Genomic DNA, 25,562 nt, shown 5'->3' with positions numbered 1-25,562 from the left:
TCATATTTATTCCATTTTTATTTATAAAAAGAACCTCCAATTCAGGAGGTTTTTTTAGTGAACGTTAAAATATCGAGCTTCAGGATGAGAAACGACAATGGCTGAAACGGATGCTTCGGGCTCCATCATAAACCCTTCTGTGAGATGAATCCCGATTTTTTCTGGCTGCAGCAGGTGGAATAGTTTTTCTTGGTCTTCTAGATTAGGGCACGCTGGATAGCCAAAGGAATAGCGCTGACCTTGATATTTGGCTTGGAACCGTTTCTCCATCGTGAAATCGACTGGGTCTGGGAATCCCCATTTATCACGAATTACTTGGTGCGTTCGTTCAGCCAATCCTTCTGCAAGCTCAAGTGCTAAAGCTTGGACCGCATGCATTTTTAAATAGTCACCCTCTTGTTTAAATTGCTGCGCAACCTCTCGTATGCGGGCACCAGCCGTCACTGCAAATAAGGCGATATAATCTTTCTCGTTCTCTCCGCTTTTCCGCACATAATCAGAAATAGACCGGTACGGAAGTTTTTCCTGTCTTGGAAATTGGAATGTCTCAATGACGCGGTCAGGCGCTTCTGGATCATAGATATGCAGATCATTCCCATTTGAACTGGCAGGGAAGAATTGATAGACAAATGCAGGTGCAAACCAGTTTTTCTCTCTGCCTTCTTGAAGAAGATCTGTGATCAGCTGTTTTAATTCCAATGCTTTTGGATGCTGTTCAGCCAAGAGCTTTTTGACCTTTCCTTTTAAACCGAGATGATGGCCAATCAGCATTTGCTCATTGACATAGGGCATAATGTGGTGCAAATCAATATCCCGTACATAATGGCGTTTCGTATTTTCTGGCGTGAAAATCGATGCCTCCGGAAGTGTCGCGCGTTTTTCTAGTAATTCAATCACAGCTTTTGGCTGCGTTGTTTCTTTTTCCTTATGGAGTGTTTCTTGATCCTCTAAGGGTTTTGTTTGAAATTGAAGAGGGTTCGCTCTTAATTCATTCGCTAAAGACAGGCCGTCCATTGCATCTTTTGCGTAAAGGACGGGACCATCATATTGAGGCGAAATTTTCATCTTCGTAAACTTCCGTGAAAGCGCTGCGCCGCCCACCAAAATGGGAACAGAAATGTTTGCTTTTTGTAAATCTTGAGCGGTCAAGACCATTTGCTGTGCTGATTTGACAAGTAAACCTGATAGTCCAATCATATCTGGCTTTTCTTTTTGCACCGCTTCAATCAATGTTTGTGGGGTTACTTTGATTCCGAGATCGACGACGTGAAAGCCATTATTGCTCAAAATGATGTCGACCAGGTTTTTCCCTATATCATGGACATCTCCTTTGACGGTGGCGAGGAGAATCTTCCCTTTGCCGCTTGCGTCCTTTTTCTCCATAAATTGCTCAAGGTATGAAACAGATGCTTTCATGACCTCAGCGGATTGGAGGACTTCAGCTACAATCAATTCGTTTTGATTAAAAAGGCGCCCAACCTCTGACATTCCCTGCATTAATGGTCCATTGATGACATGAAGAGGTGATTCAAATTTCTCCAAAGCAAGGGCCAAATCATCAATCAGGCCTTCTTTCGTCCCTTCGACGACATAGAGTGCTAGCCTTTCATCAAGTGATAAGGAGATCTTTGGTTTTTTCTCTGTTTTCTTTTTCCCGCGATAAAATTGGGTGAACTCAGCAAGGGTTTGATCATTTGTTTCATAAAGTAAAGTTTCAGCCAGCTTGATTTCTTCCTTTGGAATTGAAGCGAAGCGTTCAAGCTTTTCAGTATTCACGATCGCATAATCAAGCCCTGCTTTTACGCAGTGATACAAATAAACGGCATTCAATATTTCTCTGCCAACTGGCGGGAGTCCGAAAGACACGTTACTAATGCCTAAAATGGTGAGACATTCAGGCAGTGCTGCTTTGATTCGCTCAATGCCTTTAATCGTCTCTTCAGCAGCCCCAATATACTGTTCGTCTCCAGTACCTACTGGAAAGACAAGCGGGTCAAAAATGATATCACGCGCAGGGATTCCATATTTTTTCGTGAGCAGGTCATGGGATCTTACGGCAATCTCAAGTTTTCGATCTGCTGTGACGGCCATCCCTTTTTCATCGATTGTTCCAACAACAAGTGCGCCGCCATATAGCTTGACAAGCGGAAGAATCTCTTCAAAGCGCTCTTTTCCATCCTCTAAATTAATAGAATTAATAATGGCTTTTCCTTGAGAATACATGAGTGCTTTTTCGATGACATGTTTATCGGTTGAATCAATGACAAAAGGAGCTTTCACTTTTTTCATGGCTTCTTTTAAAAAGCCTTCCATGTCTGCTATCTCATCACGATCAGGGTCTGCTAGACACACATCAATGACGTGAGCGCCATTTTTCACTTGAGCACGGGCAATTTCTGCGGCCTCTTCAAACCTTTGTTCTGCGATGAGCCGTTTGAATTTGCGTGAACCAATGACATTTGTGCGCTCACCAACAAAGAGGGGGCGCATTGCTTCTTCATAAATGAGGGGCTCGATTCCTGATACGGTATGCGGTGATGACTCATGCGACATGCTGCGGGGCTGAAGCGAACGTACTTCATCTGACAATGCCTGAATATGTGCAGGCGTTGTACCGCAGCAGCCGCCGACGATATTTAACCAGCCTTCTTTTGCAAAAGCGGCAATTTTTTTAGCAAGCGAAGCAGGGGATTCGTGATATTGCCCTTCTTCATCAGGGAGACCAGCGTTTGGATAGCAGCTGACAGCCGACTTTGAGATGGAGGAGAGTGTACGGATATGGTCTGTCATAAATTCTGGACCAGTTGCACAGTTTAGTCCGACGCTGATTGGTTTCATATGCTCAAGTGAGATATAAAAGGCTTCAATATCTTGACCGGCAAGGGTGGTGCCCATTGGTTCAATCGTCCCTGACACCATCAGTGGCAGCTCAATACCGGTCGCGTGAAAGGCTTCTTGAATACCTTTAAATCCAGCTTTGACATTCAGCATGTCTTGACTTGTTTCTAAAAGAAGAGCATCACATTTCCCATCAATCAGGGCGCGGGCTTGTTCTTCATAATTTGCAACGAGCTCTTCAAACGTTGTGCCGCCTGTTACGGATAATGTTTTTGTAGTGGGCCCCATTGCGCCTACAACAAAGCGGGGCCAGTCTGGTGTCGACAAACGGTCTGCTTCACGCTTTGCCAGCTGAGCTGCTTTTACGTTCAATTCATAGGCGAGATGGCCAAGTCCATATTCATCGAGAACGAGCTTCGTTGCGCCGAATGTATTTGTTTCGATTAAATCTGCACTTGCTTCAAGATATTGCCGGTGAATCGTGGAGATAATATGAGAGGCTGTGACGTTCAAATATTCGTTACAGCCCTCATACTCTTCTCCGCCGAAATCCTCTGCTGTGAGATCGGCGTTTTGAATCATTGTGCCCATTGCACCGTCAAGGACGAGGATGCGTTTTTTGAGCTGTTCAGTGATAGTTGGCATGGATGTTTGGCTCCTTTTCTTTCTGATGGATGTAAGTTGTCAGTTCTGCTGTTAAATCTGATCGAAGGAAAGGGGTAATTAAATAGATACCATTAAACAATTCGCAGGCTGTATCTAATAAAGAGCGGGCAATCGCTAACCCTTCTGTCCGCTGCTTTTCTTTATCTTCGCCTGCCTTGGCCATAATCTCACGAATCGAGTCAGACAATTTAATGCCGGGAATTTCATGATGAATAAACTCAGCATTTCGGCTGCTTGTTAGCGGCATAATACCGATGTAAATCGGTTTATCCAAATGTCGGCTTTCTTCATGAATCTTCACAAGCTGTTCCTCAGAGTAAACAGGTTGTGAAATAAAATAATCGGCACCGTATTCGATTTTCTTCTCGAGGCGTTTGACCGCTTTATCAATATGACGGACATTGGGATTAAACGCGCCAGCCACTGAAAAATTAGTCTTTTTCCCGAGCGGTTTCCCAGAGAAAGATAGCCCCTCGTTAAATTGTTTGATCAGACGGATCAAATCAAAGGAGGTTAAATCATACACAGATGTCGCACCTGGGAAGTCTCCAATTTTAGACGGATCGCCTGTGATGGCTAAAATATCGGTTAGTCCAAGCGTGTCCAGCCCCATTAAGTGGGATTGGAGTCCAATCAAATTGCGATCACGACATGTGATATGGACAAGTGAACGCATATCAAGCTGCTGTTTTAATAAAGCGCCGCATGCCACATTGCTAATACGCGGGGTAGCTAGAGAGTTATCGGCCAGCGTGAGGGCATCAATGCCTGCACTTTTTAATTCGTTCGCTGCGATAAGGAATTTTTCAAAGTTCAGCTTCTTCGGCGGGTCCAGCTCGACGATAATCGAACGTTTTTTCACAGCCAGCTCGTCAAGACCTGGTTCTGTCCGTTGATCTTGGATGGAAATGATTTCTTCTTTTAATACTTTCACTTCTTTTTCGGTGATAGGTGCTAAATCTTTGACCGCCTCAGCCATGGCGCTAATATGCTGAGGGGTTGTTCCGCAGCAGCCTCCAATGATTCGTGCGCCTTGATTTCTAAACTCAAGTGCACTTTTTCGGAAATAATCATTATCTGTATCATAGACGAGTCTGCCTTCTTCAAGGGAGGGAAGACTGCTGTTTGGATAGACAGATAAATGAGAATTTTCCAAAAGTGGAACGCCTTCAAGTGCCTGAATCATATGATAAGGGCCTAATCGGCAGTTAATGCCGACGACATCAGCGCCAAGTGAGGATAATTCAGATAAACCGTCTTTTAGCGGTGTACCGTCCTGCAATACACCTTGCTCATGCATGGAGACGTTCATGACAATCGGAAGCGCTGTTTCTTTGCGAGCAATCTCAAGAACGGCTTTTGCTTCTTCAATATCGTAATATGTTTCAAGCAGTAACCCATCAGGCTCTTCATTTAAAAGGATATAGAGCTGTTCTCTAAAGCTCCGTTTAATCTCGTCTAAAGAGTAGGCATTTTTGTTAAATGTTCGAATGCCGCCGATCGTTCCGAGGACATAAGCTGAGCCAGCGGCTGCTTTAGCAATTTGTACAGCTTTTGTGTTAATGCGTTTTGTTTCTTCCTCTAAGCCATAGCGGGATAGTTTAATATAATTCGCGCCGTATGTGTTCGTTTGAATAATGTCCGCTCCAGCTTGCACATAAGCTTCGTGCACTCTTTTGACTTCATCTTCTTTCGATAAATTTAATTCTTCAAAGCAGCGGTCAATGCCATAAGAGTATAAAAGTGTTCCCATTGCTCCATCAGCAATCAGTACGCGATTTTGTAAGTCTTGTAATAGGCCCATTGGTTTCCTCCTTATTTCTATGTAACAAAAAAAGCCTTCTGATAAGAAGAAGACTTTTTGGCTGTATTGAAATTCTTCTCCTTATCTTCCAAGCAGTTGCTTGCTGGATTTAGCACCTTGGTCATAGAAAATAGATTTCTACTACACCGGTTGCTGAGGCTTCACAGGGCCAGTCCCTCTGCCTCTCTTGATAAGAAAGCGATATGAACATGTCAATGAATTGAACTTCCATCAACTGTATCGAAAAAATCGGAAATAATCAATGGAAAATTTGAAATTTATCGAAAATTTATAAATTGGACGTCAATCGGTAAATCTGCCTTGCGCATGAGCGCCATCACTTCTTGTAAATCATCTTTATTTTTTCCTGTCACACGCACTTGGTCATCCTGAAATTGCGACTTTACTTTTAAACCAGATTGTTTGATCAAGGCATTGATCTTTTTGGCATTGTCCTTATCAATCCCGCTAATCAGCTTTGCACGCTGGCGAACGGTTCCACCTAGGGCATGTTCTGTTTTTCCATAGTCAATGTTTTTAGTCGGTACGTTTCGTTTAATCAGTTTTGTCACAAGGACATCCTTTAGCTGCTCCAGCTTGAAGTCATCATCAGAAATGAGAACGAGTTCTTCTTTTTCTAGTGAAATATCACTTTTACTTCCTTTAAAATCATAACGGTTTTTAATTTCTTTCAGTGCTGCTTGAATGGCGTTTTGCACCTCTGGCAGCTCCACCTTCGATACAATATCAAATGAACTTTCTTTTGCCATCACATATGACCTCCAACTATAGATATTGCGTCTATTTTATCATGCCCATAGGGGAAGAAGAAACTTTATCGAAGAGAGTTCAGATGTATGCGGTATAATTCAAGTGCAGTTTGTCCACTTTAGCTAACAGAACTAGAGATGTTCATGATGACAGAAGTATAGTAGAATAAAGTGAATCAAAAGATGAACGAACGCTCTTTTAAGGGCAGATAGGAAGGAAGAGAACATGAGACCAGGTGAGCAACTGACCTTGCAAATAGATAACGAGATGGAATACGGCTACTTTTTAACAGATGGCGAAGATTCTGTTCTCCTACATCGCAGTGAGATGACAGAGGATATTGGAGATCGTGATGAAGTAGAGGTCTACTTATATGTAGATCATGAAGAAAGACTGGCAGCGACGATGAAAATTCCTAAAATCAATGCACATACATACGACTGGGTAGAAGTCGTAGACGTTGTAGAAGATATGGGTGCTTTTGTCGATATAGGTTTGTCAAAGGATGCACTTGTTGCAACTGAACACCTCCCGCCTTTTGAGGAAGCGTGGCCGAAAAAAGGCGACAAACTATACTGTATGCTCAAAGTGACAAGTTACGGGAGAATGTTCGCAAAACCAGCCACTGAAGATGTGATCAGTGAATTATTTACTGAGGCGCCAGAAACGTTAATGAACAAAGAAATTACGGGAACGATTTATCGCTTAATTGCGACAGGTTCTTTTATGCTGACAGATACAGGCGTGCGTGGGTTTATCCACCGCACGGAACGAAAGGAAGAGCCTAGATTAGGATCGACCGTGACAGGACGCGTCATTGCAGTGAAAGAGGACGGAACCGTGAACGTTTCTCTGCTGCCTAGAAAACAGGATGCATTATCTGTCGATGCAGAAGAAATTTTAACTTACATGAGAACGAGAAACGGTGCAATGCCTTACGGGGATAAAAGTGATCCAGAAGATATCCGGGAAAGATTTCAAATGAGCAAAGCAGCCTTCAAACGAGCATTAGGTCATCTGATGAAAAATGATCTTGTTTACCAAAAAGAAGGATGGACATACGAGAAAAAGTGAGCATTTGCTCGCTTTTTTTATTTTTGTCATAAATAATGGTTTTTTTCAGTGAAAAAAGTCATGAAAAAAGCTGAAAATCCTTCATTTTATCATTGAAACAATGACTCTCAAATCCGATAAATAAGAGGTAAGGATGATAAAAGGAGTGTGTTTTTGGATGAAAGTGAAGATTTCATTACTTCTGATGGCAGCTATGATCATGGTACTCGCCTCATGCAGCAATCAGCAGGGAGGACCCCCGGTATCAAATGCGAAGCATATTGGTGTCATGCTGACGGATGATGGTCTTGGTGATCAATCATTTAACGATTCATCATTTAAAGGATTAGAAAAAGCACGTGATGAGCTTGGCATTGAATTCGATTATAGAGAAATTGCAGAAACCGATACATATGAAAAAGGGCTGACCGAGCTTGTGAAAGATGGAAATGACCTGATCATCGGTGTAGGTTTCAGTATGCAAGAAGACTTAGAAAAGGTAGCGAAAAAATATCCGAAAAAGCAATTTTTACTCATTGATGCTGTGTCTGAACTGAAAAATGTCACATCAGTGACTTTTAAAGAAGAGCAGGGCAGCTATTTAGCGGGAGCTCTTGCTGCCATGACAACAAAAAGTGATGTCATTGGTTTTGTGGGCGGAGTCGATGCAGAGGTGATCCACCGATTTGAACAAGGCTATCAAAAAGGCGCAAAATCTGTGAATCCGAAAATCAAGGTCGTATCCACGTATGCTGGCACATTTAGTGATGCAGGCAAAGGCAGTAAAATAGCGAAAGACATGATCAAAAAGAAAGCAGATGTTTTATATGCCGCAGCCGGTTATACGGGTGTTGGTGTATTAAAAGAAGCGCAAACGCAAGGCAAATATGCAATCGGCGTGGACAGCGATCAGTATTATACAGCTGAAAAAGCCGTTATTTCGTCTATGGTCAAAAAAGTAGATGAAGTCGTTTATCAATTCAGCGAACAGCTCGTCAAAAGCAGCAAAATCAAAAGCGGGCATATCGTCTATGACTTAAGTAATGACGGAATCGATATGGCAAGAATCCGGGTGCTCAAAGATGCTGAGAAATTGACCAAAAAATTAAATGGACTGAAGCAGACACTTCTGAAAGAAGAGGGGGCAGCATCATGAGCTTACGCATCAAAATTTTGCTCAACTCACTCATTTCACTTCTTTTAGCGGTTGGCGTAATTGCCTTTATTATTGTGAGCATGACAAAGATTCAGTCATCAAGCGAAACAGAAGTTCAAACCTTACTGAACGTACAAAAAACGAAGGCCAGCTTTGAAAGTGTCGAACAAGCCATGACCAATTATTCCATGACCCTTTCAGATGAACAGCTAGAGGTCGTTCAAAGCGATATATCGACAGCGAAAAAACAGCTGCAAACGTTAAACAAAAACGCAGGAAATATGAACAAAGAAGCCCTAACACGGTTAAATTCAAAGTTTGACACATGGACGCAAGAAGCAAACAATGCCATTGGTGAAAAAAATGCCTCTGATGCCAGACGAGTGGCTGCCAGAATTGACGGTGTTTTAAACGACGTGCATACGATGAATAAAAGAGCACAAGAAGCGTATGAATACCATTTAGAGGAGGCGGCAGACAATGTGCAAAGGATCATTACCAGCGCATCTGTCGCAGCCCTCACGCTGATTGTCATCGCCGTCTTTTTAAATATTGGGTTAACGAGATCCATTGTGACACCAATCAAATCCCTTTCTTACCGGGCAAAACAGATTGCCGAAGGAAACCTCGCTGTGGAGCGGATGGACATCAAGCGGAAAGATGAAATCGGTGGCTTAAATGAGTCGTTCAATCAAATGACGGATCAGCTGATTAGCTTGATTCAAGAAATCAGCCATGTCTCAAGCCAAGTAGAATCATTCTCGATTCAGCTAGATGATGAAAACAAAAAGCTTATGGAATCGGCCAATCAAGTGTCTGTATCGACAGACGAAATGGCGAATGGTTCACAAGCGATTTCAGAAGACCTTCAGCATGGCGTTAGTTTGATTGAGAAAATGGATTCACATGGCCGTAAGAATTCCGAAAGATCACATACAGTCATCCGTAGTACAGAGGATGCCATTGAAGCGGTGGAAAGCGGAAAGCACACGTTAACAGAAACAAAAGCAGCCATTGAAAAAAATACACGTGCGACGAGACAAATTGAAGAGTCTGCAGGAGAATTCACTCAGTACGCAAGCGGAATCTCCGCAATGGCCAAAACGGTTTCTGAAATTGCGGACCAGACAAACCTCCTCTCACTCAATGCGGCGATTGAAGCGGCAAGAGCAGGAGAAGCAGGCAAAGGGTTTGCCGTCGTAGCGGACGAAATCCGTAAGTTGGCAGATGAATCGTCTCGTGCAACAAGACAAATTTTTGACATGGTGAGTCATATTGAAAAAGGCATTCAATCCATTAGCCAAACTGTACAAGAAGGGGTCAAGCTATCACTTCAGCAGCAAGATGCAATGGACAAAACCTCACACTCCTTTGAAGATATAGAAACAAAAGCACAACATATTAAGCAAGAAATGGCGGTCTTAAATGACCAAATTATTCAATCAACAGAGCTTGGCGGACAAGTGCTGCACTCGATTGAAAATATTAGTGCCGTTGTAGAAGAAACGGCAGCGGGCAGCGAAGAAATTTCTGCCTCGGCAAACGAACAACTGCAATCTTTCCATCAAATGAACAAACAAGTAGAAGAACTGATGAGTATGACAGCAAGGTTAAACGAAACCGTTCACCGATTTAAGCTATCATAAGAAAAGCACCCTTCCCGTGATGTTTCAGGGAAGGGTGCTTTTTATGATGGGCTGCCTGTAAAGAAGATGGCAAGTGTGCTAGGGCCTGAGTGGGACCCAACAGCCGCGCCGATGACCTGGATGTCGATTTCTTTTGGATGAAATTCGGCTTCGATTAATTGTCTCATTTCTTCTGCAAGTGCAGGGTCATCTCCATGACTAATGCCAACAGTTTGACTAGACCAGTCAGATCCTCGTTCTTTCATCAGCTCGATAATGCGTTTCAATAATTTTTTACGGCCACGAATTTTTTCAAGGGGTATCAGTTTTCCATCCTCAACGTGTAAAATGGGTTTAATACTTAACAATCCGCCAACAAATGCGGACGCTTTACTAATTCTTCCGCCTCTTGCTAAATACGATAAATCGTCTACAGTAAAAATATGTTGTAAAGATTCACAAAAATGCTTTACAGACGTTTCAATTTCTTGTATTGTATTTCCGTCAATGGCAAGTGATTGAGCGTGTTTGACAGCTAGTCCATAACCAAGTGAAGCACATTTAGAATCAATGATTCGTAAATCGAAATCAGGGTATTCTTCCTTCACTTCGTTTGCCATCATCACAGCGGTTTGGTATGTACCTGAAAGCTCTGATGAAAAGGCAACATAGATAGCGGATGTATGGGTTTGTGCTGCAGAAACAAAGGCTTCTTTGATCCGGTTCGGTGAAGCTTGTGATGTTTTTGGACTTGCACCTTGTCTCATCGCATCAAATACTTGTTTTGGTTCAATGGTGATCAAATCCTCAAATTCCTGCTCGCCGAGTAATACACGCAGCGGAATGAGTGTCATGTTTTGTTCATCATAATAAGAAAGAGGCAGATCAGCAGCACTGTCTGCTATGATATGAACAGTCATCAAAATCCCTTCTTTCTAAAAAAATCAACCATATTTTACATCTTTTTAGCCTAACTATATCATAGAAAATCATTTTTTCGTGTTCAAATTCTAAATTTTAGGGAAAACCATAGAGAGAATGGTAAGTGGAGGAATGACAACATGTTCATTGGAGAAGCAAAAAAATTCATCGTCGTCGTCATTGGTGCCTTACTCAATGCGATTGGGCTGAATTTATTTTTAATCCCTGCTGACGTATATGCAAGTGGTTTTACAGGGGTTGCCCAGCTGTTATCTAGTTTAATCGATCAATATGCACCGTTTTATTTATCAACAGGGATCCTATTATTTATTTTAAACATTCCGGTCGGCATTTTAGGCTGGATGAAGGTTGGTCGTTCCTTTACTTTGTATAGCATTATTAGTGTGGCACTGACAACGATTTTCCTCGGCATTTTACCAGAGACAAGTGTTTCTGAAGATATTTTATTAAATGCTGTATTTGGCGGAGTCATTTCTGCACTTGGCATTGGGATTACACTGAAATATGGGGCATCTACAGGCGGCCTTGACATTATTGCGATGATTTTAGCGAAATGGAAAGACAAACCAGTGGGCACGTATTTCTTCATTTTAAACGGAATTATCATTTTTACAGCAGGATTGTTACAAGGTTGGGAGAAAGCTTTATATACCCTTGTCACATTATATGTGACGACTAGGGTAATTGATGCCATCCATACGAGACATGAAAAGCTGACCGCCATGATTGTGACAAAGAAAGCAGATGAAATCAAAGAAGCCATTTATGGAAAAATGGTCAGAGGGATTACGACTGTTCCGGCAAAAGGGGCATTTACCAATGAACAAAAAGAAATGATGGTCATTGTCATTACAAGGTATGAGCTGTATGAACTTGAACAAATTATAAAGGAAGTCGATCCAAAAGCCTTTACAAATATTGTTCAAACAACCAATATTCTTGGATTTTTCAGACGAGATTAAAAGGTGGGTAGAAGATGAAAAAAGGGTTAGTGCTTTTTCTCGTTCTATTGGTTTTAACAGCTTGTGGGCAACAAAAAAAGGATGAACCAGACAAGGAGGTATCCGGTCAAATGGGAGAAAAAACCGTTGTACTCACAGTAGACCCCGTCCAAAAAGGTTCTTCGGTTCAATTTCATATGTCACTAAAAAATGAATCAGATCGAGATATTGAATTCACATTCAACACAAGCCAAAAATTCGAATTGAGTGTGTACGATGAAGACGGAAATGAAAAATACCGTTACTCGAAAGACCGTATGTTCACACAAGCCATCCAATCCTTTGTGCTGAAAGCAGATGAAACATATGACTTCCAAGATACGTGGTCAAACGGTGTGGAGCCGGGAACGTATGAAGCGGTCGTCACATTTAAAGGAAAAGCAGAAGGGCTAAAGCAAATCACTGAGAAGAAAACGTTCCAAGTGAAATAAGCATAAGAAAAGCTGTCCACAAAGCGGACAGCTTTTTTCGTTAAAGATCATCAAGCAGGTCTTGGAACGTATGCAGCTGGTTTCTTTCTGCATCTGTCGAATTAGCAAATGCAGATGATACGGCGTTTTTAGCTCGCTGAACTGCTTGTTGACGCTCTAAACCAGATGGAAATGAAGAAGTAAGGGCTTCTTCAGTAAATGATTTGGCTTGATCAAAAAGTTCGTTTCTCACAATGAACCTCCAGAAGCATCAGTCTTCATATTTCCCCTGTCCTCCGCAGCTTCTTCAAGTGTGGAACGATACGGAAAACGTGCGTCATGTAGACTGACTGAATCTTTACCTTGTTGTATAAAGCGTTTCGATTTGCTTCTTTTACCCATTCGGAATCCGCCCCTTTACACAAGCTGACAGGACAACCTGTCTAACGGTAGTATGCCCGCTTCGACCTGCTATGTATGAATGGAAAAATTAAAGCGAGAAGTAATTCGTTAGGAATTTTGCAATCCCATCTTGTTCATTCGTATCTGTCACTTCATTAGAGACGCGTTTCACTGCATCAATCCCGTTGCCCATGGCAACCCCGCATCCAGCAAATTCAAGCATCTCTAAATCATTGTCTTCATCTCCGAATGCCACAATCCGCTCCTGAGGCACACCGTAATAATCACTGATCTTTTGCAGTCCAACGGCTTTGTTCATACCTGTTTTAATGATTTCAATGACATGCCACGGAGCAGCCCAGCGTCTGTGATCAATCACTTCTGCATGAACATCTGTCAAATAGCTCCGAATCGCTCCGACGTCTTCTTCTTTTGCGTGAATTAAGACGCTTGTGACATTCTCTCCAAGATTGTTCCGAAGGTCTCCAACGGTCACTTTGTTTGCATTCATATTAAATATATCAATGAGCTTTTCATCATGATAATGGAAATACAAATCGTCTAGCACTTCAGCTAACACATTGTGCACTTTATATTCCTCACTAATATCCACAAGCTGTTTCACGACTTGAAGATCAAGTGATGTGTGAAATCTGCCCCATTTTTCATCAAGAGGATGATGGACAAACGCTCCATTAAAGTTCACAATCGGTGAATCGAGCTGCAATTGCTGATAATAAGGAGAGCTGGAACGAAATGGCCGGCCAGTTGAAATACAGACATGATGCCCGCTGTCTTTCACTTTTTGAATGACATCAAGTGTGTGTGCAGAAATCGTTTTATCGTCTTTTAATAACGTGCCATCCAGGTCAAGTGCGATTAGATAAGGTTTAGTCTCCATAAAATCTCCTTTGATCTGTAAGTAATAGGAGGCATCTGGTGCGGGTGCCTCCACCTATAGTGTATCTTTATCACATCTTCGTTGTCTACATGTTAAAATAAACAAAGACGGGAATGATAAAGGAGGATTCATAGGCTGTGATCACCATTGATGAGCAAATGACGCACGATATTCCATTTTTACATATCGTAAAAGCTGAAAATAAAGATAAACCACTGCCACTTGTATTTTTTATACATGGATTTACAAGTGCACGCGAGCACAACTTACACTTCGCCTTTCATTTGGCGGAAAAAGGCATGAGAGTCATTTTGCCTGACTGTGCTTATCATGGTGTAAGATCAGAAAACCTCAGCTTAGAGGAACTGGCATCAAAGTTTTGGGAAATCGTCCTGAACGAAATCCGTGAAATCGATATACTTAAGACACATTTTCAAGAAAAACAATTGATTGAAGCCGACCTAATAGGTGTTGCAGGTACTTCCATGGGAGGCATCACGACCTTTGGTGCACTCGCAAAACATGATTGGATTAAAGCGGCAGTCAGCTTGATGGGCAGTCCGAAATATACGACATTCCTACAAGCACAAATTATGGACATGCGGCACAAAGGGTTGATGAAAGAGATTACAGATGAAGAGGTTCATCAGCAATTAGACGCGCTGCGCCCTTATGATTTAACGCTGCAAACAGATCGATTAAACAAAAGACCGCTGTTATTCTGGCATGCAGAAAACGATCCAGTTGTCCCTTACAGACATGCAAAAGCTCTTTATGACCAGTTAGCAGAAACCCAATATAAAGAAGATCCGCACCTGATTCGTTTTATCACAGATGGACAGGCTGGCCATAAGGTCTCAAGACAAGCAATGTTTGAAACCATTGACTGGTTTGTGACACACCTGAAAAGCACAAACGTTTAGCCAAAAGGAAAAGTACGTTATACTAGTTGAAAAAGGAGTGGATATCATGGATGAAGCATTGAAAGAAAATATTTTAGGCGCCCTAGAACAGGTGATTGACCCTGAGTTAAACGTAGACATCGTCAACCTTGGACTTGTCTATGATGTCGATCTTGATGAGAATGGAAAAGCGGATATCACGATGACTTTAACATCAATGGGGTGTCCCCTTGCACCAGTTATCGTCGATGAAGTCAAAAAAGCATTAAGTGACTTGCCTGAAGTGAAGGAAACTGAAGTTCACATCGTCTGGAATCCACCTTGGACACGTGACAAAATGTCAAGATACGCTAAAATTGCGCTTGGTATTCAATAAGTAAATACGAAAAATGCCTGGTATGAGTTGAACTCGTACCAGGTTTTTTTATGAAAAATTAATCTTTTGAGGATATGTGAACTGATGTAGGTTCTACTTTTGTACAAATTATTGAATTCTATTAGAAGTTTTCTTAATGTAGTATATGGTTTTATTTTGTCGATTGAATTATAATGAAATATATGGTAATTTAGGTTTTTTAAGTTAATAAGTGGGGTGATCATATGATTAGGCTAAAAAGTGGATATAGTGTATATAATCTAATTGTAATACTATTAACTATTATTGTTAGTATTGTTCTTTTTTTAATTTCGGAGTTATTGCCTTCACATATTATATGGAAAACTATATCAAGTAATGTGGGAGCTGCATTACTTATATCGGGTGTATTTACTGGATTTAATGAATACTTTATGAAGGACAAATTAGTAGAAATGATTTTTGATAAATTGAAATTAAAAGAAAACATTCAGAACACGGGAATCAATGAAACATTTCTAGATGTAACACAAATTGATTATGGCTATTACATAAATAATGCAAAAAATTCAATTGATATTTTTCATACTTATGGCGAAACATGGACAAAAACGAATTATGATCACTTTGTGAATAAGTTAATAAATTCTAATTGTAAAATTAGAGTTTTTTTGTTATCTCCAGAATCTAAATTTTTACCAGCTTTAGCCGCTCAATATGATATATCACCGGATGAATTAAAACAAACAATTCACAAGGTTACGGATTTATGGAAAGACATATATGGGGTAAAAAGTAAACAAAGAAAAAAAGTAACTCAAAGCGAGTTGCATTTATATTTTCATAATTTTTTTCCTTCAAGATCTATTTATCGAATGGATGACAAAGTAATTGTAGTGGATACGAGAATTTTAAAAGGGAGATCAAGTAAATTGCCAGTTTTAATTTGTTCTAATACAAAAAAAACAAATGATTTCTATAATTATTATGTCAGCGAAATAAATGAATTAGAATCGAGTGCAGAAAAACAATCTTTAAATAAAAATTCATAAGAACAATACAGCAATTATGGCACTTTTTGCTTGGCGGCCTGTTTGCTGATTTCTTCACCATTCATTTGATTTTTTATGCAAGTTCCCTATTATATTTATGCAGTGCGCTTCTGATCCTCAATATGAAGAACAATAGATAAAATCCGCATGTCTCACGAAGATATGTGGATTTTTTTATGAAAAAAAATGAAAACAAATATTAAATATACAATTGAATTAATTTTTATACATGTTATAATGTTAAATAATTTCACAAAGATCAAGAGGGTGTATTGACGTTGAAAATAGGTATTATAGGTGCTACAGGGTACGGCGGTGCGGAATTAGTTCGTATCTTTAAGCAGCATCCACATGTGGAGGAATGTATATTGTATTCATCAAGTGGTGATGGGCAATTATACAGTCAATCTTATCCGCATCTGACAACGATTACTGACCAAACATTAAAAGCCATTGATCCGGCGGCCATTGTGCAAGAAACAGATGCTGTGTTTTTAGCGACACCAGCAGGCGTTTCAAGTGAACTCACACCGAAGCTCATGAATCAAGGGGTGCCAATTATTGATTTATCAGGTGACTTGCGCATTCAAGATGGAACTGTTTATGAAGCGTGGTATAAACGAAGGGCAGCGGATGAAGCATCGGTTCAACAAGCTGTATACGGATTATCTGAATTGAATCGTGAAACCATTAAGCAAGCGGAAGTCATTGCAAACCCCGGCTGCTTTCCTACTGCAGTTCTTCTAGGTTTAGCACCGCTGATGAAACAGAATTTAATCGATGAATCTATGATCATAATAGATGCAAAAACCGGGGTGTCCGGTGCAGGACGATCAGCCTCACTTGGCACACATTTTTCAGAGCTGAACGATAACTTTAAAATTTATAAGGTGAATGAACATCAGCACACACCTGAAATAGAACAAGTACTTAGAGAATGGAACCCGCAAACGGCGAACATCACATTTTCAACACACCTTGTCCCGATGACAAGAGGGATTATGGCGACGATGTATACACAATTGAAATCAGATGTCACAAAAGAAGAGTTAATGAAAAGGATGAAGGACTTTTATGAAGATTCCTATTTTGTAAGAGTGAGAGATCATGGGATATATCCGCAAACAAAAGAAGTATACGGCAGTAACTTCTGTGACATTGGTTTTCATTTAGATGAGCGAACAGGGAGACTGACGATTGTATCTGTCATAGATAATCTCATGAAAGGTGCAGCCGGCCAAGCGGTTCAAAACTTCAACATCATCAAAGGCTTACATGAAGAGGCGGGCCTCACAATGACACCTCTCTATCCATAAGAACAGGGGAGATAACAAACATGATCGAATTGAATGAAAAAAGTATTGTCAAAATAGACGGGGACGTATCATCACCAAAAGGTTTTGAAGCAAAGGGGATTCATATAGGATTACGCTATTCAAAAAAAGACCTTGGCTTGATCATCAGTGAAGTACCAGCAGCGAGTGCAGCGGTATACACTCAAAGTCACTTTCAAGCTGCGCCTCTTCAAGTCACACAAAAAAGCTTAAAAAAGACGGGCAAACTAAAAGGTGTCATTGTCAATAGTGCGATCGCCAACGCATGTACAGGTGAGCAGGGATTAAAAGATGCATACGACATGCAGGCAGCCTGTGCAGACATGTTAGGCACAGAGCCTGATTACATTGCTGTTTCTTCTACTGGTGTCATTGGAGAGTGTCTGGATATGGATAAAATCAAAACAGGCATCGCTCAGCTAAAAGAAGCAAAAGCAGGAAATGGCCACTTTGAAGAAGCGATTTTAACAACAGATACAGTCATTAAAAATACGACATACTCCTTGACGATAGACGGGAAAGAGATTCTCATTTCTGGTGCAGCAAAAGGCTCTGGTATGATTCATCCGAACATGGCAACAATGCTCGGGTTTGTCACAACCGATGCAAATGTCGAACAAGAAGCTTTGCAAAATGCTCTTCGTGACATTACAGATGTGACGTTTAATCAAATTACCGTCGATGGAGAAACATCAACTAACGATATGGTGCTTGTGATGGCAAATGGAATGGCAGAAAACCAGGCACTGAATGAAGAACATCCAGAATGGCCATTGTTTAAAGAAGGATTAAAACTAGCCTGTGAAGATCTAGCAAAAGAGATTGCAAGAGACGGAGAAGGCGCAACCAAATTAATCGAAGCGAAAGTTGTTGGTGCTAAAAACAACTTAGAAGCGGGAATTATTGCAAAAAAAATCGTAGGTTCAAGTCTTGTGAAAACAGCCGTATACGGTACGGACGCCAACTGGGGACGGATTGTCGGAGCAATCGGTCATAGCGCAGCTTCTGTCACGCCAGAAGAGGTGGAAGTTTACTTAGGCGGGCAATGTCTGTTTAAACATAATGAACCTCAGTCTTTCTCAGAAGAGGAAGCAAAAGCGTATCTAGAGCAGGATGAGATTACGATTTTCATTCAAATGAATGAAGGAAATGGTGAAGCGGCAGCATGGGGCTGTGACCTTACCTATGATTATGTGAAAATTAACGCGAGCTATCGCACATAATGAAGGAGATAGACATGGATAAAACGATCGTGTTCAAGTGTGGAGGCAGTGTCATTCGAGAACTTTCCGATACCTTTTATGAAAATGTCCGCTCACTTCAAGCTGCTGGATTTAAACTGGCTATCGTACATGGCGGGGGTCCTGAAATCACGAGCATGCTGCAAAAATTAGAAGTGAAAACGGAATTTGTAGATGGACAGCGCAAAACAACAAAGCCGGTGTTAGAGGTAGCCGAAATGGTCCTTTCAGGAACGGTGAATAAATACTTTGTTTCAGAGTTGGCAAAGCATGATATATCATCTGTCGGTGTATCTGGTAAAGATGGACAGATGCTTGTCGCCGATTTTCTCGATCAAGATGTATATGGGTACGTTGGCGAAATCAAAGAAGTCAATCCAGAGATGGCAGAAGCACTAATGGAGAAACAATTCATTCCCGTCATTGCGCCGCTATCTATGACCGAAGAATGCCAAACGTTAAATGTAAATGCTGATCTTGCAGCATCAGCAGTCGCAGGAGCTATGAAAGCTGATAAGCTCATGTTTGTCACAGATGTGGAAGGAATTTTAAAAAATGGTGAGCTGTTAGACGTTGTCACCGAACAAGAAGCTCTCAAGCTCATCGATGAAGGTATTATTTCCGGGGGAATGATTCCAAAAGTGCAATCTGCGCTAAGTGCTTTAACAGGAGATGTGGATGAAGTCATGATTGTGAATGGAAAAGGTAGTATTTTTACAGGAGATACCTTTAAAGGAACTCGAATTGTAAAACAAAAGGAGGCGGTCCTGTGAGTCATCTCTTTCAAACGTACGGACGGTGGAATGTTGAAATTAAAGAGGCAGAAGGTTCTTGGGCAGTTGATACAACTGGGAAAAAATATTTAGACTTTATACAAGGCATTGCGGTCACGAATTTAGGTCACAATCATCCAAAGGTCAATCAAGCCATCAAGAAGCAGCTTGACGAGGTCTGGCATGTATCAAATCTATTTGAAAATGGACTGCAAGAAAAAGCAGCGGAAAAGCTGGCAGCCAACAGTTCAGGAGATCTCGTATTTTTCTGCAACAGCGGGGCTGAAGCGAATGAAGGGGCTATCAAATTGGCCCGAAAAGCAACAGGTAAAACAAATATTGTGACGTTTTTGCACTCTTTCCATGGGCGCACGTATGCTGGTATGGCTGCCACAGGTCAAGATAAAATCAAAACTGGTTTTGGACCGATGCTGGAAGGCTTTCATTATGTACCATTTAATGACCCTGAAGCGATCACAGCGTGTGAAATCGATGATGTCGCAGCGGTCATGCTGGAAGTGGTGCAAGGTGAAGGTGGAGTCAATCCAGCTACAGCTGAATTTCTAGAAGCCGTTCAAATGTTTTGCAAAAAACATCAAGCACTGCTGATTGTAGATGAAATCCAAACGGGTATTGGGCGAACAGGGACAGCATTTGCCTATGAGCAATCGGGACTTGATCCTGATATTATTTCAGCCGCAAAAGGTTTAGGAAATGGATTTCCAGTCGGTGCAGTGATAGGGAAAAAAGCTTTAGGGGATGCATTTTCTCCAGGCTCTCATGGCACAACATTTGGTGGCAATATGCTCGCTATGTCAGCTGTGAACGCAACCCTTGATGTAATATTCAAAGAAGACTTTCTTTCAGAAGTGAAAGAAAAGGGTGCGTACCTTTTAAAGAGACTGCAAGAAGTCAAACAGCTGAACATCGTGAAAGAAGTAAGGGGCAAAGGATTAATGGCAGGAATTGAGTGTCATCAGCCAGTAGGTGATTACATCACAGCCCTTCGAGAGCAAGGTTTGCTTGTGCTTCCAGCTGGTCCGAATGTCATTCGTTTATTACCTCCGCTGAATGTCAAAAAAGTTGAATTGGATCAAGCCATTGAAGCAATCATTCAAGTGTTAGCAAATGAAACAGTAATGGTCTAAATTTTTTTACACCAAAACGCATAAACATGCATTTATATTATTAATTATTCAATATGGGGTGACACAAGCATGAAAGGTTATTTAAATTTAGAAGATGGAGCCTCTTTTGAAGGAGATCTGACAGGAGAAGCTGGCATGACAGGTGAAGTGGTCTTTTTTACAGGGATGACAGGTTATCAAGAGGTGCTCACAGATCCTTCTTATAAAGGACAAATCATTGTCTTCACATATCCGCTCATCGGAAATTACGGCATCAATCATGAAGACTTTGAGAGCAAAAAACCACAAGTAAAAGCGGTCGTTGTCTATGAGGCAGCTGACCATTTTTCTCATCACCTTGCAGCCGTAAGCTTAAAAGATTATTTACAGAAGTGGAACATTCCGCTTCTTACACATACAGATACTCGCGCTGTCGTGCAGAACATTCGAGCAAATGGAACGATGAATGCAGTGCTTAGTTTAGACGAAAATGAAACGCCTCCTGCAATGAAGCAAGACAATGTGGTTGAGCAGGTCACAGAAGATGAAGTATACACACAAGGCAGCGGCGAGGAACATGTAGCGCTCATTGATTTTGGCTTTAAAAAATCAATTGCGGACTCACTCGAAGCGCGCGGCTGTAAAGTCACAGTGATTCCGTACAAACAAATGGAAAAGGTATTTGATATCAAGCCAGATGCGATCCTTTTGTCAAATGGACCTGGAGATCCAAAAACAATGAAGCCATATTTAAAAACCATTCATGACATCATAATGACCTTCCCGACACTAGGCATTTGCTTAGGTCATCAATTAATTGCTCTTGCGCTTGGCGGGGATACGTATAAGCTTCCTTTTGGCCACCGCGGGGCGAATCATCCTGTACAAGATACAGAATCAAAACGTGTCTTTATGACAAGCCAAAATCATAGCTATGTGGTCAATGAAAAAAGCATGAATGACAAAGAAGTGGACGTCAAATTCCTCCACGTGAATGACGGATCTGTTGAAGGATTCATTCATAAAGAGAAGCTGATTATGTCCGTTCAATTTCATCCAGAAGCACATCCAGGCCCTGCAGAAAGTGAATGGGTATTCGATGATTTTATTGAGAAAGTGAAACAAGCAAGGAGAGAAGTCGCACATGCCTAAAGATCAAAGCATACAAACCATTCTAGTCATCGGGTCTGGTCCAATCATCATTGGTCAGGCAGCAGAATTTGATTACTCAGGAACACAAGGTTGTATGGCCTTAAAAGAAGAAGGCTACAACGTCATCTTAGTGAATAACAACCCAGCAACCATTATGACAGACGAGTCATTTGCTGATGAAATTTATTTTGAACCGCTTTCAGTTGATTCAGTGACAAGAATCATTGAAAAAGAGAAACCAGATGGTCTTTTAGCCAATCTTGGCGGACAGACGGCTTTAAACCTTGCTGTCGAGCTGGAAAAAGCCGGTGTGCTGAAAAAGCATGGGGTAAAACTGCTCGGAACGTCAGTTGAAACAATTGAAAACGGTGAAGATCGTGAGAAATTCCGTGCTCTCATGAAGCATTTGAATGAACCTGTACCAGAAAGTGAAATTGTAGATAATGCGAAAGACGCCCTTCAATTTGCAAAAGAAGTGGGCTTTCCTGTCATTCTTCGACCAGCCTACACACTTGGTGGTAAAGGGGGAGGCATCGCTTTAACTGAAGAGGCTTTTAAACCGCTGATTGAAGGTGCTCTTCTAGCGAGTCCGATTCATCAGTGCTTAGTTGAAAAAAGCATTGCTGGCTTTAAAGAAGTCGAGTATGAGGTCATGAGAGATCGTCAAAATACGTGTATCACTGTATGTAACATGGAAAATATCGATCCAGTTGGTGTGCATACAGGCGACTCGATTGTCGTTGCACCGTCACAGACATTAACGGATCAGGATTATCAAATGCTCCGTTCAGCGAGCTTAAAAATCATTTCAGCGCTTGATGTCGTTGGCGGCTGTAATATCCAGTTCGCTCTTGATCCACTTAGCAAAGAATATTTTGTCATTGAGGTCAACCCTCGGGTCAGCCGGTCTTCTGCTCTTGCATCGAAAGCAACAGGCTATCCGATTGCCAAAATGGCGGCAAAACTTGCGGTCGGTTATACACTAGATGAATTGAAAAATCCGCTTACAGGAACAACGTATGCTAGCTTTGAGCCGGCACTCGATTATGTCGTGGTGAAATTCCCACGTTGGCCGTTTGATAAATTTAAACAGGCAGACCGGAAATTAGGCACAAAAATGAAGGCGACTGGTGAAGTCATGGCGATTGACCGTAATTTAGAATCTGCCATTCAAAAAGCCGTCGCATCACTTGAAATCAAAACAAAGGGCTTCCACTTGCCTGAACTGAAAGAACATTCGACTGAACAGTTATTTGAATTAATCAAAACACCGGACGATCGCCGTTTCTTCGCTGTCATGGAGCTGCTTTCCAGACAAGAAACCGTTGAAACGATTCATGAAACGACGAAGATTGATCTGTTTTTCTTACATGTCTTCAAGAATATGATCACACTCGAACAAGAATTGAAGAATCATCAGGGGACGCTATCCAAAGACACCTTAAGAAAGGTGAAGGAAAAAGGCTTCCTTGATGAAACAATCGCTTCTCTGACGGATCGCAGTGAACAAGATATCAGACAGCTTCGTCAAGAGTATGGCATTGCCGCTTCATTTAAAATTGTCGATACATGTGCGGCTGAATTCGATGCAAAAACGAATTACTTCTATTCTACGTACTTTGGCAAAAGTGATGGAGAGCATCAAGAGAAAACAAAGCAGCGTGCACTCATCATTGGCTCTGGTCCGATTCGAATTGGGCAAGGGGTCGAGTTTGATTATAGTGCCGTTCATGGCGTTCTTACTTTACAAAAGCTTGGATTTGAAACCATCATGATGAACAATAATCCAGAAACGGTTAGTACCGATTATGAGATTGCAGATCGTTTATACTTTGAGCCGATCACGTTAGAACATATTTTAAACGTAGTTGAAGCGGAGCAAATTGATTTTGTCATCGTTCAATTTGGCGGGCAGACAGCAATCAATGTGGCGGAAGGTTTAGAAAAAGCCGGCGTTACCTTGTTAGGCACGTCCTTTGACACACTAGATGCATTAGAAGATCGCGATTTATTCTATCAGCTTCTTGATGAACTGAATCTTCCTCATGCAAAAGGAGATACAGCACATTCAAAAGAAGAAGCACTGGAGCATGCTGCAAGCATCGGGTACCCTGTTCTTATTCGTCCATCATATGTCATTGGTGGAATGGGCATGATCGTTGTTCATACAGAAGCTCAATTGGCAGAACTACTTGATCAGCCAGATCATTTACCTTATCCGATCTTAATTGATGAGTATGTCACTGGAAAAGAAGTGGAAGTGGATCTCATTTCAGACGGACAAACGACATTCATTCCAACCATTGTTGAGCATATTGAAAAAGCGGGCGTACACTCAGGTGACAGCTTTGCCATCTTACCAAGTGTCTCTATTAGTGAAGACATCAAACAACAGGTGTATAACGCTTCTGAACAAATCGCAAAGAAATTAGCTTTTAAAGGCATTATGAATATTCAATTTGTGATAAAAGGGAACCAGGCGCTCGTACTAGAGGTGAATCCTCGGGCAAGCCGGACTGTTCCAGTTGTAAGTAAAGTCATGGGTGTTGACATGATCCCAATGGCGACTCAGCTGTTAGCTGGTGCAACGCTTGAAGAATTGAAACCGGCAACGAAGAATAAGGGGGGCACAGCTGTTAAATTCCCAGTCTTCTCCTCACATGCCATTCAAGATATCGATTTAAAGCTCACACCTGAAATGAAGGCGACGGGTGAAGGTATGTGTGTAGGAAAGAACGTCGAAAGCGCCTTGAAAAAAGTGTTTGCACCGATCTGGAAACAGAAAGGAAGCCTCTTTATACAAGGCAGTGAATTATTCGTAGATGAAGCAAAACGAGCAGGCTTTGACGTCTGGACTGGCAGCTTTGAATCGTGGCTGCAACAAGACGATAAATCGCTTCACATTCATTTAGGTGATGATGAAGAGGCAAAAGAACAGCGTGTAAAAGCACTCACACATGGTGTTCAAGTTCTAACCGAATATGAAACGGCGCAAGCGTTCCTGCAAGGAAAAGATGGAGATGTATCACCAGTATCTCTCCACGAATTATATAAAAAGGAAGTGACGGCATGAGCCAAGTCGACGTGCAACCGGCATTATACGGAAAAGACTTTTTATCGTTAAAAGACTTTTCGATCAATGACATTGCGTACTTAATTGAAAAAGCAGAAGAAATGAAACAACATCCATATCAAGATTTATTCAAAGGAAAAACATTAGCGATGATCTTTGAAAAATCTTCAACTAGAACCCGTGTCTCGTTTGAAGCGGGCATGACGCAGCTAGGCGGACATGCGCTCTTCCTCAGCTCAAATGATCTGCAAATTGGCAGAGGAGAAACGATTGGTGATACAGCGCAGGTGCTCTCTGGGTATGTAGATGGCATTATGATTCGAACCTTTGAACATGAGAAGGTAGAAGAACTTGCAAAATACGCCTCTATTCCAGTGATCAACGGACTAACGGACTACTCTCATCCATGTCAGGCACTGGCTGATTTACTGACGATTAAAGAAGCAAAAGGCACACTAAAAGGTGTGAAAGTGGCGTACATCGGTGATGGGAATAATGTGGCTCATTCCTTAATGGTCGGCTGCGCGCAGTTAGGCTGTGACATTGCCGTTGCATCACCAAAAGGCTATGAACCTCTTCAAGAGGTGACAGACACTGCTCGGGCGTTTGCAAAACAATCAGGCGCAGAAGTCATCGTCACAACAGATGCAGTAGCTGCTGTTCAGGATGCAGATGTCATTTATTCAGACGTATTTACAAGCATGGGACAGGAAGCTGAAACAGAGAAACGTCTAGCTGAATTTAAAGAATATCAAGTCAATGAGGAACTCATGCAACATGCAGCAGCAGATTATATCTTCCTTCATTGTCTGCCGGCACACCGCGGAGAAGAAGTGACGGCTGATATCATTGATGGACCACACTCTAAAGTATTCCAGCAAGCAGAAAATCGTCTGCATGTGCAAAAAGCGTTAATCAAAGAGCTCATGTATCAACAACCTAAATAAATCACAAGTGTCCCTGTCTCGACTGAGCAGGGACTTT

The 25,562-nt window shown here is 41.5% G+C and carries 22 protein-coding genes and 1 riboswitch; of the genes, 15 read left to right on the top strand and 7 right to left on the bottom strand.

Features of this window, described 5'->3' with window-relative positions:
* Positions 1-54: 54 nt before the first annotated feature.
* The 3 genes from metH to M2369_RS14845 all read right to left on the bottom strand — a co-directional run bounded on the left by metH (position 55) and on the right by M2369_RS14845 (position 6,078).
* Entirely contained in the window at positions 55-3,483 is a 3,429-nt protein-coding gene (gene metH / locus M2369_RS14855; protein WP_259254770.1) for a methionine synthase, read from the bottom strand.
* Positions 3,467-5,308 carry a bifunctional homocysteine S-methyltransferase/methylenetetrahydrofolate reductase gene (locus M2369_RS14850; RefSeq protein ID WP_045034695.1) on the bottom strand — a complete coding sequence of 614 codons (1,842 nt, stop codon included), beginning with the start codon at positions 5,306-5,308 and terminating at the stop codon, positions 3,467-3,469. Before M2369_RS14850 ends, metH begins: the two co-directional genes overlap by 17 nt.
* Before the next feature lie 78 nt (positions 5,309-5,386).
* Positions 5,387-5,505: riboswitch (SAM riboswitch) on the bottom strand.
* A gap of 81 nt (positions 5,506-5,586) precedes the next feature.
* Entirely contained in the window at positions 5,587-6,078 is a 492-nt protein-coding gene (locus M2369_RS14845) for a YajQ family cyclic di-GMP-binding protein (protein WP_024720044.1), read from the bottom strand.
* 226 nt (positions 6,079-6,304) lie between these two features.
* Here M2369_RS14845 and M2369_RS14840 point away from each other — a divergent pair, with 226 nt between their 5' ends.
* The 3 genes from M2369_RS14840 (at position 6,305) to M2369_RS14830 (ending at position 9,934) form a co-directional block, all read left to right on the top strand.
* Positions 6,305-7,153, top strand: a complete 849-nt coding sequence (locus tag M2369_RS14840) for a CvfB family protein (RefSeq protein WP_017360190.1) — start codon at positions 6,305-6,307, stop codon at positions 7,151-7,153.
* Positions 7,154-7,310: 157 nt separating this feature from the next.
* The gene (locus tag M2369_RS14835; protein WP_039167385.1) at positions 7,311-8,288 is read left to right on the top strand and encodes a BMP family lipoprotein; all 978 of its coding nucleotides are present in this window, start codon (positions 7,311-7,313) and stop codon (positions 8,286-8,288) included.
* Positions 8,285-9,934, top strand: coding sequence for a methyl-accepting chemotaxis protein (locus M2369_RS14830; protein ID WP_056407982.1), 1,650 nt, complete (start codon positions 8,285-8,287; stop codon positions 9,932-9,934). The genes M2369_RS14835 and M2369_RS14830 overlap by 4 nt, the downstream gene beginning before the upstream one ends.
* Before the next feature lie 41 nt (positions 9,935-9,975).
* On the opposite strand, the gene M2369_RS14825 is transcribed toward M2369_RS14830, so the two are convergent.
* A complete protein-coding gene (locus M2369_RS14825) occupies positions 9,976-10,833 on the bottom strand; it encodes a DegV family protein (RefSeq protein ID WP_008348544.1) in 858 nt (285 codons plus the stop codon).
* Positions 10,834-10,974: 141 nt separating this feature from the next.
* Between M2369_RS14825 and M2369_RS14820 the strand changes: the two genes are divergently transcribed.
* Positions 10,975-11,817: a YitT family protein gene (locus M2369_RS14820; RefSeq protein WP_007499067.1), complete on the top strand. Its 843-nt coding sequence runs from the start codon at positions 10,975-10,977 to the stop codon at positions 11,815-11,817.
* A gap of 14 nt (positions 11,818-11,831) precedes the next feature.
* Entirely contained in the window at positions 11,832-12,287 is a 456-nt protein-coding gene (locus tag M2369_RS14815) for a BsuPI-related putative proteinase inhibitor (protein ID WP_008348542.1), read from the top strand.
* A gap of 40 nt (positions 12,288-12,327) precedes the next feature.
* Here M2369_RS14815 and M2369_RS14810 read toward each other — a convergent pair whose 3' ends face one another.
* The 3 genes from M2369_RS14810 to M2369_RS14800 form a co-directional block, all read right to left on the bottom strand.
* Positions 12,328-12,519, bottom strand: coding sequence for a DUF3813 domain-containing protein (locus M2369_RS14810; protein WP_008348541.1), 192 nt, complete (start codon positions 12,517-12,519; stop codon positions 12,328-12,330).
* Complete coding sequence (locus tag M2369_RS14805) at positions 12,516-12,668, bottom strand: hypothetical protein (protein WP_008348539.1); 153 nt, start codon at positions 12,666-12,668, stop codon at positions 12,516-12,518. Before M2369_RS14805 ends, M2369_RS14810 begins: the two co-directional genes overlap by 4 nt.
* Positions 12,669-12,756: 88 nt before the next feature.
* The gene (locus M2369_RS14800) at positions 12,757-13,569 is read right to left on the bottom strand and encodes a Cof-type HAD-IIB family hydrolase (protein ID WP_008348537.1); all 813 of its coding nucleotides are present in this window, start codon (positions 13,567-13,569) and stop codon (positions 12,757-12,759) included.
* A 137-nt stretch (positions 13,570-13,706) separates the two neighbouring features.
* Between M2369_RS14800 and M2369_RS14795 the strand changes: the two genes are divergently transcribed.
* The 10 genes from M2369_RS14795 to argF all read left to right on the top strand — a co-directional run bounded on the left by M2369_RS14795 (position 13,707) and on the right by argF (position 25,525).
* Complete coding sequence (locus M2369_RS14795) at positions 13,707-14,492, top strand: alpha/beta fold hydrolase (RefSeq protein WP_163116394.1); 786 nt, start codon at positions 13,707-13,709, stop codon at positions 14,490-14,492.
* A 46-nt stretch (positions 14,493-14,538) separates the two neighbouring features.
* Positions 14,539-14,847: a metal-sulfur cluster assembly factor gene (locus M2369_RS14790; protein ID WP_003211530.1), complete on the top strand. Its 309-nt coding sequence runs from the start codon at positions 14,539-14,541 to the stop codon at positions 14,845-14,847.
* 224 nt (positions 14,848-15,071) lie between these two features.
* Positions 15,072-15,878, top strand: a complete 807-nt coding sequence (locus M2369_RS14785) for a hypothetical protein (protein ID WP_100324877.1) — start codon at positions 15,072-15,074, stop codon at positions 15,876-15,878.
* 278 nt (positions 15,879-16,156) lie between these two features.
* Entirely contained in the window at positions 16,157-17,194 is a 1,038-nt protein-coding gene (gene argC, locus M2369_RS14780) for an N-acetyl-gamma-glutamyl-phosphate reductase (protein WP_026050072.1), read from the top strand.
* A 20-nt stretch (positions 17,195-17,214) separates the two neighbouring features.
* Positions 17,215-18,435 (top strand): bifunctional ornithine acetyltransferase/N-acetylglutamate synthase, encoded by a 1,221-nt coding sequence (gene argJ, locus M2369_RS14775; protein WP_007499060.1) that lies wholly within the window; start codon positions 17,215-17,217, stop codon positions 18,433-18,435.
* A gap of 14 nt (positions 18,436-18,449) precedes the next feature.
* On the top strand, positions 18,450-19,226 hold the full coding sequence (argB, locus tag M2369_RS14770; protein WP_163116393.1) for an acetylglutamate kinase: 777 nt from the start codon (positions 18,450-18,452) through the stop codon (positions 19,224-19,226).
* Positions 19,223-20,374: an acetylornithine transaminase gene (locus M2369_RS14765; protein WP_113767261.1), complete on the top strand. Its 1,152-nt coding sequence runs from the start codon at positions 19,223-19,225 to the stop codon at positions 20,372-20,374. The genes argB and M2369_RS14765 overlap by 4 nt, the downstream gene beginning before the upstream one ends.
* 69 nt (positions 20,375-20,443) lie before the next feature.
* Entirely contained in the window at positions 20,444-21,505 is a 1,062-nt protein-coding gene (locus M2369_RS14760; protein WP_163116392.1) for a carbamoyl phosphate synthase small subunit, read from the top strand.
* Positions 21,498-24,578: a carbamoyl-phosphate synthase (glutamine-hydrolyzing) large subunit gene (locus M2369_RS14755; RefSeq protein WP_056407968.1), complete on the top strand. Its 3,081-nt coding sequence runs from the start codon at positions 21,498-21,500 to the stop codon at positions 24,576-24,578. The genes M2369_RS14760 and M2369_RS14755 overlap by 8 nt, the downstream gene beginning before the upstream one ends.
* On the top strand, positions 24,575-25,525 hold the full coding sequence (argF, locus tag M2369_RS14750) for an ornithine carbamoyltransferase (RefSeq protein ID WP_061418673.1): 951 nt from the start codon (positions 24,575-24,577) through the stop codon (positions 25,523-25,525). The genes M2369_RS14755 and argF overlap by 4 nt, the downstream gene beginning before the upstream one ends.
* The last annotated feature ends 37 nt before the right edge of the window (positions 25,526-25,562 follow it).

Origin of the sequence: Bacillus sp. JUb11, from assembly GCF_024807925.1 — a bacterium.
In the GTDB taxonomy this organism is placed as follows: Bacteria; Bacillota; Bacilli; order Bacillales; family Bacillaceae; genus Bacillus; species Bacillus altitudinis.
Note: the sequence above shows the minus strand (reverse complement) of the source record. Positions and strands in the feature narration are given on the sequence as shown.

Excerpts from the sequence above, each read along its gene's own strand:
- M2369_RS14825 (WP_008348544.1), bottom strand. The coding sequence starts at position 10,833 with ATGACTGTTCATATCATAGCAGACAGTGCTGCTGATCTGCCTCTTTCT.
- argJ (WP_007499060.1), top strand. The coding sequence starts at position 17,215 with ATGATCGAATTGAATGAAAAAAGTATTGTCAAAATAGACGGGGACGTA.
- M2369_RS14790 (WP_003211530.1), top strand. The coding sequence starts at position 14,539 with ATGGATGAAGCATTGAAAGAAAATATTTTAGGCGCCCTAGAACAGGTG.
- M2369_RS14830 (WP_056407982.1), top strand. The coding sequence starts at position 8,285 with ATGAGCTTACGCATCAAAATTTTGCTCAACTCACTCATTTCACTTCTT.
- M2369_RS14850 (WP_045034695.1), bottom strand. The coding sequence starts at position 5,308 with ATGGGCCTATTACAAGACTTACAAAATCGCGTACTGATTGCTGATGGA.
- M2369_RS14760 (WP_163116392.1), top strand. The coding sequence starts at position 20,444 with ATGAAAGGTTATTTAAATTTAGAAGATGGAGCCTCTTTTGAAGGAGAT.
- metH (WP_259254770.1), bottom strand. The coding sequence starts at position 3,483 with ATGCCAACTATCACTGAACAGCTCAAAAAACGCATCCTCGTCCTTGAC.
- argF (WP_061418673.1), top strand. The coding sequence starts at position 24,575 with ATGAGCCAAGTCGACGTGCAACCGGCATTATACGGAAAAGACTTTTTA.
- argB (WP_163116393.1), top strand. The coding sequence starts at position 18,450 with ATGGATAAAACGATCGTGTTCAAGTGTGGAGGCAGTGTCATTCGAGAA.
- M2369_RS14815 (WP_008348542.1), top strand. The coding sequence starts at position 11,832 with ATGAAAAAAGGGTTAGTGCTTTTTCTCGTTCTATTGGTTTTAACAGCT.
- M2369_RS14820 (WP_007499067.1), top strand. The coding sequence starts at position 10,975 with ATGTTCATTGGAGAAGCAAAAAAATTCATCGTCGTCGTCATTGGTGCC.
- M2369_RS14805 (WP_008348539.1), bottom strand. The coding sequence starts at position 12,668 with ATGGGTAAAAGAAGCAAATCGAAACGCTTTATACAACAAGGTAAAGAT.
- M2369_RS14800 (WP_008348537.1), bottom strand. The coding sequence starts at position 13,569 with ATGGAGACTAAACCTTATCTAATCGCACTTGACCTGGATGGCACGTTA.
- M2369_RS14840 (WP_017360190.1), top strand. The coding sequence starts at position 6,305 with ATGAGACCAGGTGAGCAACTGACCTTGCAAATAGATAACGAGATGGAA.
- M2369_RS14785 (WP_100324877.1), top strand. The coding sequence starts at position 15,072 with ATGATTAGGCTAAAAAGTGGATATAGTGTATATAATCTAATTGTAATA.
- M2369_RS14835 (WP_039167385.1), top strand. The coding sequence starts at position 7,311 with ATGAAAGTGAAGATTTCATTACTTCTGATGGCAGCTATGATCATGGTA.
- M2369_RS14845 (WP_024720044.1), bottom strand. The coding sequence starts at position 6,078 with ATGGCAAAAGAAAGTTCATTTGATATTGTATCGAAGGTGGAGCTGCCA.
- M2369_RS14755 (WP_056407968.1), top strand. The coding sequence starts at position 21,498 with ATGCCTAAAGATCAAAGCATACAAACCATTCTAGTCATCGGGTCTGGT.